General features: G+C 40.1%; 11 protein-coding genes. 6 read left to right on the top strand and 5 right to left on the bottom strand.

Annotation, left to right across the window (positions count from 1 at the left end; all coding sequences use genetic code 11):
* Window positions 1-133 precede the first annotated feature (133 nt).
* Window positions 134-1,543, top strand: coding sequence for a hypothetical protein (locus IPF37_05130; protein ID QQR48915.1), 1,410 nt, complete (start codon window positions 134-136; stop codon window positions 1,541-1,543).
* A 183-nt stretch (window positions 1,544-1,726) separates the two neighbouring features.
* Complete coding sequence (locus IPF37_05125) at window positions 1,727-1,864, top strand: hypothetical protein (protein ID QQR48914.1); 138 nt, start codon at window positions 1,727-1,729, stop codon at window positions 1,862-1,864.
* A gap of 36 nt (window positions 1,865-1,900) precedes the next feature.
* On the opposite strand, the gene galU is transcribed toward IPF37_05125, so the two are convergent.
* The 5 genes from galU to IPF37_05100 all read right to left on the bottom strand — a co-directional run bounded on the left by galU (window position 1,901) and on the right by IPF37_05100 (window position 9,593).
* Window positions 1,901-2,830, bottom strand: a complete 930-nt coding sequence (gene galU, locus IPF37_05120; protein QQR48913.1) for a UTP--glucose-1-phosphate uridylyltransferase GalU — start codon at window positions 2,828-2,830, stop codon at window positions 1,901-1,903.
* 43 nt (window positions 2,831-2,873) lie between these two features.
* Window positions 2,874-3,908 carry a phenylalanine--tRNA ligase subunit alpha gene (pheS, locus tag IPF37_05115; protein QQR48912.1) on the bottom strand — a complete coding sequence of 345 codons (1,035 nt, stop codon included), beginning with the start codon at window positions 3,906-3,908 and terminating at the stop codon, window positions 2,874-2,876.
* 93 nt (window positions 3,909-4,001) lie between these two features.
* On the bottom strand, window positions 4,002-5,066 hold the full coding sequence (locus tag IPF37_05110; GenBank protein QQR48911.1) for a phospho-N-acetylmuramoyl-pentapeptide-transferase: 1,065 nt from the start codon (window positions 5,064-5,066) through the stop codon (window positions 4,002-4,004).
* A gap of 577 nt (window positions 5,067-5,643) precedes the next feature.
* Window positions 5,644-7,320 (bottom strand): hypothetical protein, encoded by a 1,677-nt coding sequence (locus tag IPF37_05105; protein ID QQR48910.1) that lies wholly within the window; start codon window positions 7,318-7,320, stop codon window positions 5,644-5,646.
* 20 nt (window positions 7,321-7,340) lie between these two features.
* Window positions 7,341-9,593 (bottom strand): hypothetical protein, encoded by a 2,253-nt coding sequence (locus tag IPF37_05100; protein QQR48909.1) that lies wholly within the window; start codon window positions 9,591-9,593, stop codon window positions 7,341-7,343.
* A gap of 363 nt (window positions 9,594-9,956) precedes the next feature.
* Here IPF37_05100 and IPF37_05095 point away from each other — a divergent pair, with 363 nt between their 5' ends.
* The 4 genes from IPF37_05095 to IPF37_05080 all read left to right on the top strand — a co-directional run bounded on the left by IPF37_05095 (window position 9,957) and on the right by IPF37_05080 (window position 14,547).
* Window positions 9,957-12,116, top strand: coding sequence for a GHKL domain-containing protein (locus tag IPF37_05095; protein ID QQR48908.1), 2,160 nt, complete (start codon window positions 9,957-9,959; stop codon window positions 12,114-12,116).
* A gap of 70 nt (window positions 12,117-12,186) precedes the next feature.
* Window positions 12,187-12,693, top strand: a complete 507-nt coding sequence (locus IPF37_05090) for an HIT domain-containing protein (GenBank protein ID QQR48907.1) — start codon at window positions 12,187-12,189, stop codon at window positions 12,691-12,693.
* A gap of 65 nt (window positions 12,694-12,758) precedes the next feature.
* Window positions 12,759-13,613, top strand: coding sequence for an Rpn family recombination-promoting nuclease/putative transposase (locus tag IPF37_05085; protein ID QQR48906.1), 855 nt, complete (start codon window positions 12,759-12,761; stop codon window positions 13,611-13,613).
* Between the two features lie 97 nt (window positions 13,614-13,710).
* Entirely contained in the window at window positions 13,711-14,547 is an 837-nt protein-coding gene (locus tag IPF37_05080) for an Hsp20 family protein (GenBank protein QQR48905.1), read from the top strand.
* Window positions 14,548-14,638 lie beyond the last annotated feature (91 nt).

The following is a 14,638-nucleotide window of genomic DNA, read 5'->3' as shown; positions in this document are numbered from 1 at the left end:
AGAATACGGTTAACCCAGCACGACTGAAAATAATACGGCACATGAAACGCTGCATGATGGTACGTGAGTAGTAAGCGTAAGTACAAAAAATGGACTTAAACGAAATATAAAAAGTTACAGAAAGGCTAAAGCCATGACTATGCTAACCAGTATTGATAGAGCCAAGAAAAAAGGTACTCCTTCGCTTGGGAAAGTACGCAATTATAGTGAAGTCGTTGAACACTTGGACAGCCTTGTTCGCTATGAATATGGTCAAGGAGCTCTTGATCGTATGAAGGAATTGGACAAAGCCTTTGGTCATCCATCAACTAAAACAGAATCTATTTTAGTATGCGGAACCAATGGTAAAAGTTCAACGGTACATTTTGCAGCCAAACTTTTAAAAGAAGAAGGCTTTAAAGTTGCCGCTACCTACTCATCCCATTTCTTGAACTATAATGAACGTATCATGGTTGATTTTCAGCTTATCGGCAATAAACCATTTACCGATACTGTTAACGAAGTTATCAATGCCACTGAATTACACAATATTAAAGCAACAGCTTATGAAGTAGTTCTCATGGCATCGCTTCTTTATTTGACTGAAGAAAAAGTTGATGTGGCAATTATCGAACTTGGTTATGGCGGAAAATTTGACGCAGCTAATATTTTGAAACCAAAAATTGCAGCAATCACGCGTATCGCGGAAGACCAAGTTGGCCTTTTGAGCCCAGACCTTGATCAAGCAGCATTTGAAATGCTTGAAATTGCTAAAGAAGGCACCTGGTTCATTTCTGCAGAACAAAGCAAAATTCGTCTTCAAAAAATGAAATCTTGGATTGATACACAAGGCGCTTTCTGGGCTATGCCAATCAGAAAACTGGCTAACTTACCATATATCTTTGAACAACTTTATGGCCGTACCGCCTCCCTTGGCGAACGTATTGCCCAAATTTATGTTGAAGATGTTAAAGGTAAATTTTCACCATTTTTGCGCGGCAATTTATTGGCAACACAAAAAGGCCAACGTGGACGTCCAACATTGGAAGCAAAGCGTCATGCAGAATTGCATCCGATCAAAACACTCAAAGGTTTTTGGACTGAACAATTTGACTTATTGCGTGGTCGCTTTGAACTCTTGGACAAAGAAAAACCAACCATTTTGTTGGACAATGCCAGCAACTTGGATGCATTAACCAATCTGTTTTTAGGTATTCGTTTGGTTCATTATCAAAAACCACTTAAAGGCCTTGGTATTATTATTGGTTTACATAAAGCCGTTAATGCTATGGAAGCAATCAAGCTCATTCGTTATTTGCTTAAAAAAGTAAGCGGTCAAATTTTCTTTGTACCAATTCCTGGCGCTGTTGCCTGCCACGATTCACAAGACCTTGCTTTGATGGCAAAGGAATTGAATGTAAAAGCAAAAGCATGCAACAACTTTAAAGAAGCGTTTGAACAGACCAAATCGGCAGTCGATGAACGCGATGGTATGATTTGTGTTACTGGTTCACCAGAATTAATTACTGAATATTGGAACTATCGCGGCATCAAAAAGTTCTAATTTCGTTTTATAATTTTCTTAATAAAAACAGGCGCGTATATTTTTTATACGCGCCTGTTTTTATTTTATCTTCAACACAAACCAACTTACTTTACAAAATTGTTGCCTTATCATTTCTCACGTGGTTATGATAAAAATCAGGACATAAGACATAGTTAATTCTGTTGAGGGTTGGGGGATACTATGAACACATTAAAAAAGGAAGTGCAATTCTGGGTCAGTTTAACCCTGATTCTGTTTGGCATATCGCTGTATGTTCATGGATCAGGAACACGATCAAGCTTTATTGGTCGCATCATAAACTGGTCGTCATCACAATAATATCTTGTTAAAACGCTTTCAAGAGTACCGTATCTTTTAAAGTGTCGCTTGAGAACCTTTACTCAATGCTTGAGCTTTTCCCTGCATTACTAAAAAATCTTTATCAAGCTTTCGCAAATACTCCAAAATTTGTTCAGAATACTTTGGATGTTTTAATGCAAAATCTAGATTTGCTTTGAGCAAGCCAAGCGGATTCCCAATGTCATAACGGGCCCCCTGCACTTTGTACGCAAATACTTTTTCGCCAGAAAATAGCAAACTTTGTATAGCGTCGGTTAATTGAATTTCACCACCAGCACCAACACGCTGCTCTTCAAGCGCTTTAAAAATATTCGGCGAGAGAACATACCGACCAACAATTGCCAAATTTGACGGTGCCTGTGCAATGGACGGCTTTTCGATTAATTCTTTAACTTGGAAAAGATTGGGAGAAAATTGCTTGCGAATAGCAATAATACCATACCGACTCACTTGGTCCATGGGAACTTCTTGGACTGCCACTACGTTACATTTTTCTTGCATGGCTACCTGAATCAGCTGGCCCATGGCTGGTGTGTTGCCTGCGATAATATCGTCAGGTAAAAAAATAGCCATTGGCTCATTACCAATGACATGGCGCGCTGTCCATACTGCATGCCCCAACCCAAGCGGTTCTTTTTGGCGTACATAAATAAAATCAGCAGTATTTATAATTTTATTTATTTCATCAAGCAAGTGGCCTTTATCTTGGGCCGCCAAAAAATTTTCGAGCTCACTATTGGTATCAAAATGATCTTCAATAACATTTTTGTTTTTACCCGTGACAACCACAAAATTTTTAATGCCGGAGCGAATACCCTCTTCTGCAATATATTGGATAGCTGGCTTGTCTAGAATCGGCAACATTTCCTTAGGAGACTTTTTGGTTGCCGGCAAAAATCGTGTACCCAATCCTCCTGCTGGAATTATTGCTTTCGTTACTCCCATGGTCTTCTCCTTTTACACTCTCACCTTTTTTAGTTTCTCGTCCCTAAAATTGCTCTAAAAATTTAACCTTCCCACTGTGAAATAACCGAATATCATCGATGCCATATTTCAACATGGCCAACCGTGACAAACCAAACCCAAAAGCAAAGCCTGAATAAATTTCAGGATCTATACCACACGAACGTAAAACATTGGGGTGAATCATACCACCGGGAAAAACTTCCATCCATGTTGATTTTTTGCATACCGAACATCCATTTGAACAAAAAGGACAGCGCATGTCTATTTCAATACCTGGTTCAACAAAGGGAAAAAAGCCTGGACGGATGCGAATGTCTAATTCTTCTTTTTTGAATAATGCTTTCAAAAACATTTGCGCAGTGGCAAAAAGATTTGAAAGATTAACATTTTTATCAATCAAAATACCTTCACATTGCATAAACATAAAATCATGTGAGGCATCAACCGCTTCATGCCGATACACACGCCCAGGTACAACGGCGGCCAGTGGCAACTCCTGTGAAAGCATAGCACGTACTTGCACGGGCGAGGTGTGCGTGCGCATGAGAAGACCAGGGACATCAACCCAAAAAGTATCGTACATATCACGCGCTGGGTGATCGCTGGGAATATTTAAATGAGTAAAATTATTTTCGTCGGTTTCAAGTTCTGGACCATCTAAAACTTCATAGCCCATCGATAAAAAGATATCTTCAATTTCAGCAACAATGTGCGAGTAAACATGCAAAGAGCCTTGCGAAACATTTGGTTTTACCGCCGTGACATCGAAATGTTGTTGTTTTTGAATTGCTGCGTGAGCTTGCTGATTTATCAACGCCTCTTTGGCATTGGCAATAGCCGTTTCAACTTCTTGCTTGAGTGCATTAAGCAAGGGACCATAAGTCCGTTTTTGCTCAACAGAAAGTTCTTTAAGCTCTGTCATGAGCTCAATCATCTTTCCTTTTTTCCCCAAAAAATTAAGTCTAATTTCTTCAATCTGTTTGTCTGTTTGAGCACGCGCAAGAAGATCTTTCAACTCATTTTGGACCGCACTCAATCTATTGGCTAATTCAGGCATATTTTTTTTAGCTACCTCTGTTACAAGAAAAACTCAATAACGAAATCAAAATAAGACTAGCAGATTTTGGTCGTTTTGCCAGCACCTTTCTGTTCATCGAATTTTCAGGGTGAGCAACGCTAATACACACAAGATGATCGAAATAATCCAAAAACGCACGGTAATTTTTGCTTCCTGCCACCCCTTCAATTCAAAGTGGTGGTGGATTGGCGCCATACGAAACATCCGGCGGCCCAAAAATTTAAACGATAATACTTGAATAATCACCGACACCGTCTCTAAAACAAAAACACCGCCGCTGATCAACAGCAAAAATTCTTGTCGGGCCATAATGGCCATAAGGGCCAGCCCAGCACCCAACGCAAGCGAACCAACATCGCCCATAAAAATTTGTGCTGGATAGGTATTGTACCACAAAAAGCCCAACAGCACACCCACCAAGCTGGCAGCAATAATGCTTATTTCAGCACTGCCGGCAAAAGGGATATATAAATAATCTGAAAATGCTTTGTGCCCCGCCAAATAAACAATCAGCGCAAACGTAGCACAATTAACAATAAGCGGGCCGGTCGCTAAACCATCAAGCCCATCGGTCAGGTTGACGGCATTGCTGGTGGCAATAATAATAAAAGCACCCCACGGAATGATTAACCACCCGAGCGTAAAACTTATATTTTTTACAAACGGCACGCAGATGGCAGTGTTGGGCTGAGCCCACCAATACCAGACCGTCATAACGACAAGCCCCATGCTCAACTGCAACAAAAATTTACTCTTGGCAGATAAACCTTTATGTGCTTTGATTTTGTTCCAATCATCAACAAAGCCAATGCAACCAAAGCCAATAATACCCAACAAAAAAATCCAGAGACTTGGCTTGGTCAGTTTATTCCACAATAATGTGTTGAAAACAAAAACAATTAAAATAAAAAGACCGCCCATGGTCGGCGTATTGTTTTTCTTTTGATGCGTTGCTGGCGTAAACTCACGCACTTTAGAACCAAAATGCTCACGACAAGTTCTAATAAACCAATCACCAAATATTAATGACAAGAGAAAACCAGTCAGAAAGGCGCCAATGGCACGCACGCTGACATAATGAAACAAATTAAGGAAGGTATACGTTGTTTGTAATTTTTGAGCAAAGTGGTAAATCATGTTTTTTCGTACACAACAAAGAAGGGTTTAACTGGTCGACCGTCAATTGTTGCTTACCTTACACCGTTTTTTTATTTTTGCTAAATATTTTGTTGCCCCTTCGATCCGTCTACGCATAAATGCTACGCCGGACAAAGACGCCAGACGGCCCGTTCAAATTCTTCGACAAGCTCAGAGCGAACGGGGGATAAGAACAATTCTTACAAATTAAAAGTTTAAAAACTTAGTGTGAAACGGCCCATAATAATTTCTTATGTAGCTACTTTCAGTTTTTCAATCAGCTTGTTTGGTTTTATAGCCGTTCGCCCTGAGCTTGTCGAATGGGTTTGAACGGCCGTAGATTGGGCCAACGGCCCCTGGCGTAAATTTATTAATGGCGCCCCATCAGCGGGACCGAACAGACAGAGCGCGCAAGCGCGGTTGCTGTGAGTTCGCGCGTCAGGCGGGTCATGGGCAGCAGGCCTATGTGCGTGATCCCAAAGGGGGTCGCAATACCCCCTTTGGAAAAAAACGAATTATTTTTATAATGAAAAGAGCAGAGATTGTAAGAAGAATCAGAAATCAGAAATAAAAAAAACTAAGCTACAGTATTCAATTTCGTTGCAACCTGCTGCGCCAACCGCTCAACCAAATCAGGATGCTGCGCGAGCAACTTTTCAAAAACCTCTGGATGCTTTTCAAGATACGAAGCAATATGCGGCCCTTCAACCGTAACCGTTGCTGCTTCTTTTTTAATTTCTTGTTCAGCCTGCGGCGCCACTAATTTTAAAATACCAAGCGCCACCAACGGGCTCACCGTACCAACAATATTTAACGCCGTCTTTTTAATGTCGGCCTGAGAAATGCCAACATAACGATCTAATGTTTTTTTAATCAACGGATGATCTAACAACGATTGAGCCCGATCAAACAACTGACCAGACAACACGGTGCTTTTTGCATTTTTTTGTATCATAACCGCCGCATCTTGCAACACCGCCAGCATATCATTTGCCAATTGTCCTTCAAGGCTTTTCTTGCCAAACCACCCTTGATGTTGTCCCTGCAAACGCGTTAATTTTTTAGTCAATGCATAAAGTTCATACGTCAACTGTAAAGATCCCAGGTTTTCATACAAAACACCATCAATCACCTTGCGATACTGACCCACAATTTCACGCAAACTATTGCTATGCAAAAGGGTCGCATAACTTTGGTCTTCAAGCAACGCCTTGTGCTTAATCAACACATCAACTTTGCTATCGTTACTTTTAAAATTGGCGTGCAGCATGACTTCTTTTTTAAGTACATTCAAGCGGTATATCAAAAGCTCAAAAATATGTTTTTTTACGCGATCAATTTGATACATGCGATACAACGATGTTTCAAAACCGGATAAAAAGTCTTCAGTTTTTTTAGGTTGTAATACAAATGCCTGCATATAATCATAAGCAGCAGCAAAGCCGCCATCTCCGTTTTTAGCATGCCACTCTGCAGATCCCGTGAAGAGAAGATCTTTAAATGGTCGGACCATCACCTCATGCTGCATGCACTTCCACATATTGTGGACATCATTCACCAAGTCCCACGCATCGCCATCACTAAAACAAATTGACCATACTTGTTGTTGCTGAAATCGTAGTGGAAGATTTTGATAAACAATCGAACAAATATTCAATTGTTCAAGATCGGTTTTACTGGTAGCAAAATCAACATCAACCATGGTATCATACAACCATGCAACAAGATCATACAATGTTGCAACGGCAACATGCGCATATTCATTGCTATCAAGCGGCACATCGCATCCCCAAACTGCTCTTTCAACAGATAACAGCTCGAGCATAAGCAATGCTTCTTCCTGTGCTTCAAGGGCTTCTCTTATATACATTAATGGATAAGTCTGGTGATCAAAATCTTTAACAAATTTCAACACATGGCACATGCGACTTTTTAAAGCATCCATGATTAATTGATCATCATACGACAAGGCATCGTAATTAATGACCGCGATAAGCCCAAGAAAATGATCTTCTAAATCTTGTTGGCTCAAAGCGCTCGTTCCTATCTTTTGAGACATCCAGTCACGACCTTCAACCACATCCATCAAATCATCAAACACTTTTTGTGCAGCATCAATCTCTGGTGCCGATGCCTTGGCCTGCTTCAAATTTTCAAGCGTGGTATACGCAGCAACAAGATCTGCGGTATGGCCCGCAAACAGCCCAGCACTTAATGAACAACACAACATTATAAGTTTTACAAGCTTTTTCATATAATACATAACCTCTATTTTTACTTGACGAGTTGGTCAAACCAAGCACTAAACTCTGGCAAGAACTGGAACAACAAATGGCGGTACACCGGCATATTTGCTTGCACATGAACCGAGCGCTTAATAATGGTCGCCATTTTTGAACTCAAATCTTCTTTAATTTTTACAAACGACTCAACAGAACCATCGAAATCTTGTAAAAATGCCTGCCACTCAGATTGATACTCAAGAGCGCGTGTTAAGAAACGTGTACCCGATTTGTCGAACATAAACCCGGCAACAGCCTCAAGCTTTGAAAGTTTCTTAGACAACTTCTCAGTCATAAAGTCGCCATCCATTTCCTTCATTGCTTCATAATACTCAGCCAATTTAAGTGCTTGCTTATTTTCAGTACGAATGGTTTGAGCACGCTCTTGCAAATGAGCAAGGTACACTTCAGACAATGAGCAGGTACGCGCAAACTTAAGTTCTTCAATGCGGCGCTTAATGCCTGAAAGCCACGCAAGTTCTTGTTTCTTAAGTTCATTATTTTGCGTCAACACTCGTGTTTCTTGTTCATAAATTTCGGCAACACGCTCACGCAACGCAATCTTTTGCTCAAGCGAATAATGATGCACTTTTTCTGGATCAAACGCAGCAATCTCTTTTTTAAGAGCATCAATACATGCCATCAGTTCATCATTCATTGACTGATTTTGTTCCAACGAAAGTGCCAATAAGTCCTGCAAGTCTTGTTGCTTTTGCACCAAGACTTGATCAGGATCAGATGCATAAGCATCGCGCATTTCTTGTAAGCGCTCAATTTCTTTATGCAAAACATCAACATCACGACGCAGGCTATCCAAACTCAGCGTTACTTCTTTAGCTTCAAAGTACTCAATCAACGCCACCTTTTTATCAGCTTCTTTTTGTAACGTTACAATAGTTTCAGCCACTTCGTTCATTGCTAACTGATGAGCATTTTTTGCCTCAGCATGCAAAGCATCTAACTTTGTATGTAAACGAAGTTGCGATGCCTGCCCTTCTGGCGATGCCAAAAAGTCATTGATCTGCAAACATTGCTTTTCATAGTTTTCACATTTTTCGCGATACTCAATTGCCTGAGCACTTGTTCCTTGCAACAGTTGTTTTTTTGCTGCCACATAAGAACGCAATGCTTGTATCAACGCAATGGCCATATGTTTGATCGTTGCACCAACTTCAAGCTTATTGGAACCACTCAAAAGCCAGTAAGTACCATTGTTTTCATGCAAAACTAAAGAACCAATATTCAATTTATCGGCAGCAATGCCCACCATTTTTTCAAAGTTTTTATTGTCGTGAATATTATCAAAGGTTGTTACCGCAGCTAACTGTGTGATAGGACCAAACATCATGCGACCATTAACCATCGGTCTGATGTTGCCAAGCTTTGCAAGATCATTGTAATCAACAACTTCAATACCATGCACCTGTAAGTACCGCGTAATATCGTCAATTAACGCATCACCTTCATAATTTTTGAAAAATTTAAACGCTTGATCGGCAGCAACTTTATTGTGTACCACCACTGCTTGTACATTTAACAATTCATGATCAGCATCTCGCGGCGTTGAGGTGATAAGCTCATGCCATACCTCATCAACATAATCAACCGCACCAGGCAGTACATCATTTAATAACTCAACACTTCCTTCTGGCAAATAGCTTGAAAATGCTCTTGTTTCATCAAGGCTATACAGCTCTTCAGACAACATCAGCCTGACCAACAACCGCACCACTTCAGTCTTTATTTTACTGGTATCGGTTATGTAGGCATTTTTTGCCAACAACAACAATTTGAGTATACACAATTTGATTGGTGTAACCTTGGACTGTACCAGCCACTTCATTAAAGGAATACTCTTACTGCGCTTGTACAATTCATTTTTCAGCAAGACAGAACCAAGCCCTGCTAACGAATCTTGTTGATCATCATTTTTAATACAACGTTCTTGTGGCTCAACCGTTGGCAACGGATCGAACATACTTCCTGAACCCCCAAATCCCCAATCGATAACAATTTCACGGCCAGTACCAGGCAACACAATAACCAGTTTTTTAGCCGTGTAATAATCAAGCTCTTTAAGATTATCCATAAATTCATGCAATGATAATGAAAGCGTTCCCTGCGCTTGATTGCCAGCAACCGATTGTTCTAAATCAGCCAGATCAAAAGCATAGACAGGCACCACTGAAACAGCAGAAATAACACAAGACGCCATACCAATAGCGATCCGAAATTTGTTTACCATGTGACCCCCCGAGAGTCCCCAGTAACTGGGTAAATAAGTTGTTTAGTTTGTAAGTACTTCCACAACAATTATGTAAAATTAAACTTCATGATTTTAGCACAAACAACATAATTAACAACCATATAAGCCTTTTGAATTGGGGCTTTTCGCATTTTTGACCAAAATGGGCATTTTTTAATTAAAATAATGCCAACACGCGTACAACCTCGCCATCAAACCAAATCTTAATGTCAACTTGAATACTAAAACAACCTACGCGTCACATAACAAAAAACATAGCCATTCGTCTGTTTTTCAGTAATATGTAATGGGCAGAAAAAGAATTGTTTCAGGTAATTTTTTTAAGACCGGCATCATCACGCTATGAACGAATCGCTACACAAACGCCGCCTTCTCATTATCGTGCTCAGCATCAGTGCGCTTTTTGTCACAAGCTGGCTTGAACTCTTTTTGCAACGCAAACAAAACTTAATTGGCGCCGGCATTAACCGCTCATTCTTTTTTTTGTTAATTAACGTTCACGTTATTGTAATTGTCGTTTTACTCTATTTAATTATTCGGCAAAGCATTAAACTTTTCATTGAGCGTCAACAAGGAATGCCTGGCTCTGGCTTTAAACGCAACTTACTTTTTGCATTTACCTTCTTTTCAGTCATCCCTTCATTCTTTGTTTTTTTTACCGCCGGCAAAATTATTACTACCAGCATTGATCACTGGTTTCACGCACGGATCAGCACCGGCCTTGCCAGCGGCATGAAACTGCACAAAGCACAAACGCAGGCCTTACGTCAAGAGCTGACAGATGCGGGCACCATGCTTGCCGAACAGCTTTGCACAACCTCGTACGCACTTGAAGACGCTCTTGAAATTACGCACTCACACCACTCGATTTTAAACAACTGCTCGATCTATTGGTGGCCAGCAGACCTGCCACGGTTACTCACCAGCCTGAATGAGGAAATTACCCAGTGGCGGGCCTACCGCACTTTTAATGATCGCAGCGTACAACGACTGCGCCAGACTTTTTTAACACGTCTGGCAAAATACAACTCCCGCCAACATGGTGTTTTTGATTTTTTTGGGTCACTCTATTTTGTTAAAAAAATCGACAATCATTATGTCTGTCTTGCTTACCGCTATCCAGCCATGACACGCATTCATTTGATTGATATGCAAAATTCGCTTGATGATTACTACCAGCTGCAGTCCATGCGCAACCCGATTTATTACATTTATATTTTTACGTTCATTCTGGTCACGCTCCTCATTTTATTTTTATCCATTTGGTGCGCTTTTTATTTGGCACGCGGCATCAGTACGCCCATTCAAGAGCTACTTGATGCTACCGAACGCATTAAAGCCGGACAATGGAATGTGCTTGTCACGTGCAATGAAGCAAGTGATTTGCATTCACTTGCCCAAGGGTTTAACGAAATGATCAGCGCTGTTAACCGTGCTCACTCAGAACTGGAAAGTAAAAATAAAGAGATGTTGGCCATCCTTGAAAATATGAAAGCGTCAGTATTTTTTGTTAACAAATTCGCACGCATTACCATGCACAACCGCGCAGCCAAAGAGCTTGTTGCCAAATACTTGCATCTCAACCGCTTTAAAAATAAACGCGTTAATTTTTTTGGCGTTGACGTTAAAACAACCTGCATCAGACTTATTAGAAAATTAGCTGAAAGCGACAGCCTCTTTCTTTCTGAAGAAATCAATTTTAAAACCAAGGGAGAGAACCGCATTTTAATGGTCCATCTTTCTGCCATTAGCACCACCAAAGGCCCCAACAATGTTGAAAAGGGATTACTCATAGTCATTGAAGATTTAACTGACATTGTTAAAGCAAGCAAAATTAAAACATGGCAAGAAGCGGCCAAGCAAGTAGCACACGAAATCAAAAACCCACTCACGCCAATTCAATTGGCAACCCAGCGACTTCAACGCAAATACAAACCTATTCTTGAACATGAATCAATTTTTATGGACTGCACTTCAACCATTTTACATCAAGTTAATATTATTAAAGACTTAGCCGCTCATTTTTCTGAGTTTGCGTCCATGCCCGCCCCACAAGTAGAAATTGCCGATATTAACGAAATTGTTATCGAAATTTTACGCTTTTATCGCGTCAGTTATCCCAGCATTAATTTTACTTGTTTATTCAAAAGCCCACCCATGATTAAAACTGACATCAAAAAAATTAAACGCGTGTTCATTAATTTGCTCGACAACAGCGTACGCGCTTTGCTGGAAAAAAATGACAGCATAAAATCAATCAAAATTGAAACTAAAATTTTGCCACAAACGCATAAGCTCGAAATTATTATCGCCGACAACGGCCCCGGCATTGAGCCGGCAATGCGCGATAAACTGTTTTTGCCGTACGTTTCCAGCAACAAAAAAAATATGGGGCTAGGCTTGGCAATTGTTCACGATATTATTGCCCAGCTTGGAGGCACTATCCAACTCCTGACTACCAAAACGGGAGCCATTTTTAAAATTTTGCTCAATCTTGAATAAACATAGCGAACTTTGTTACGGTAGTTCAAAGAGAATATTGTAACTACCTATCACTTGTGGAGATTTTTATATGGAAAAATTATACGCACCATGGCGCCACGGCTACGTCACCAAAACTGACTCCAACTTGCCAAAAAAGCCTTTAAAAAATAATTGCATTTTTTGCGAACAATTTGCCGCCAACAACGATGAAAAATATTTAATTTTAAAGCGCGGCAAACAAGCAGCGATTGTCATGAACTATTATCCCTACAATGCCGGCCACCTCATGGTTTTACCATTCGAACACCGCGCCATGTTGAATGATCTTGATAGTGAAACGCGCACAGAAATTATGGAGCTTACCAATCTCGCACTCAACGTTGTGCAAGAAGTCCTTAAATGTACCGGCTTTAATGTTGGGATTAATGTTGGCGAAACGGGCGGCGGCGGGATACCACAGCACTTGCACATGCATATTGTACCGCGCTGGAAAGGGGATACCAACTTTATGGCAACTATTGCCGAAACAACCTTAGTCTGCTCACCGTTTCATGAACTGTATCAACAATTTAAAGAAATTTTTGATAGACAATAAAAAGCCGGCGCCAAAAAACTTCACAAAAGTGCATCTTTTTGATACAATACTACCAAGGATTTATTATGAGATTTTTAAAACCAACCACCGACATCGCCTTCAAAAAGCTTTTTGGCTGCCAAAAGCGTTCAGCGCTTACCATAAGCTTTCTTAATAGCATTCTTGATAAAAAAGATGGCGAAAAGATAACCCACGTTATCATTAATGACGGCGCCAACCATCCTACAACTATCGACAAAAAGATGAGCTTTGTTGATGTCAGTTGCACCGATCAAAAAAATAAACATTATATCGTTGAGATGCAGGTTATTGACGAAAAAAATTTTATTGAGCGCGCCCAGTATTATGCTGCTTTTCATTTGTCACGCCAACTGAATGCTGGCGATGGGTATCAAAAATTGGTTCCGGTTATTTTTGTTGGTATCGTTTGCTTTGATCTTTTTAAAAATAATAACTATATCAGCCGCTATTTTTTGCAAGAACATGAAACTGGTGATCGATCACTTAATTTACTTGAGTTTCACTTTGTTGAGTTGCACAAATTTGAAAAGGAACTTGAAGACTTGGTTACCGACACCGACAAGTGGAGTTACTTAATGCAGCAAGCTGATGCCATGATTACCATTCCGCCACAACTTAAAACCCCTCATGAAATGGTTGATGCCTTGCAAGTCCTTGAAGAAGGTACGTGGTCAAGCGCCGAGTATGAAAATTACATGACAGAGCTTGACCAGTGGCGCGGCAAAGAGAGTTTGCAAACGTTTTTTGAACAAAAAGGTCGCATCGAAGGCCTTGCTGAAGGAGAAAAGAAGGGTCTTCTTAAAGCCGCTCAAGCAATGCTAATAGAAGGTTTAAATGCGCCAACAATCGCAAAAATAACTAAACTATCTATCGAAGAAATTATGGCTTTGAAAAAATAACAGATACTCAAAAAACAGACTTCACAAAAATGCATCTTTTTGGTACAATAAAATTAGTATGATAAACATTATAAAAATCAAATACAAGGAGGCTTTTATGAACAAGCGTTATGGATTGCTTTTAATTGCCACACTATTTGGCAGCACCAACGCCTACGGCTATCATTACGATGTATTTGCGTATCTTGATGAGTCGTTTAATCAACTTGAAAAAGAAATGAGTACGTGGTTTTATGATGATATGCCACGCTACCGCCAACAATTACGTCAAAGCGCTCAAAGTAATTGGGAAAAAGTAAGACAGAAAACCGATGAAAATTTGGACACCTTGGCAAAAAAAATAGCCGCGCAGTCAGAAAAAATAAAAGAACAGAGTGCTGAACTATTAGACAAACTTAAAGATGCTGGCACTCGTAGTGAACATCATTTGCAGCATTTGCAGGAAGAGGCAAGCGCCGTATGCTCTTCGTTAACAAAAAGTGGTTCCTGGCTTGATCGAATGATTGGTCGCTTGACCAAAGCACCTGAAAAGCAGGAATTGTTTGATTTGCCAGGCAAATTTAATGCAACAGAAAAAGTAGATGCGGACAATTACATTCTAGATATTAACGTGCCAGGCTTTAGCCGCGATAACATTAAATTGAATGTTCAAGAAGGCGAACATCGCGTTGTCGTAACAGCAGAAAAAGAAGATATTTCCACAGCAAATGCTCAAGCAAATGGTGGCTGGCGTTATCGCTCAGAAAGCTATTTTTCTTCTCAAAGCGTCAATAATCGCACTAAAAAGATTGAATACAAAGATGGCAAATTGCAGGTAACGGTCGATCTACCAGACAACGTTGACGTTAAAAATTTCAACAGCACGATCGACCAAGAAAAAGCAACGATTACCTTTCAATTAAAAGAAAAACAAGAGCAAGAAGTCAGTAAATAATATTGATTATTAAAATGATCCTGAGTATAATTAAACAGCAAATAAGTCATTAAACTTCTCGACAAAATGGGGGCCACAAGGTCCCCATTTT

The sequence above is a fragment of the bacterium genome (genome assembly GCA_016699045.1).
Classification (GTDB): Bacteria; Babelota; Babeliae; order Babelales; family RVW-14; genus AaIE-18.
This window is presented reverse-complemented; position numbering and strand designations above follow the sequence as displayed.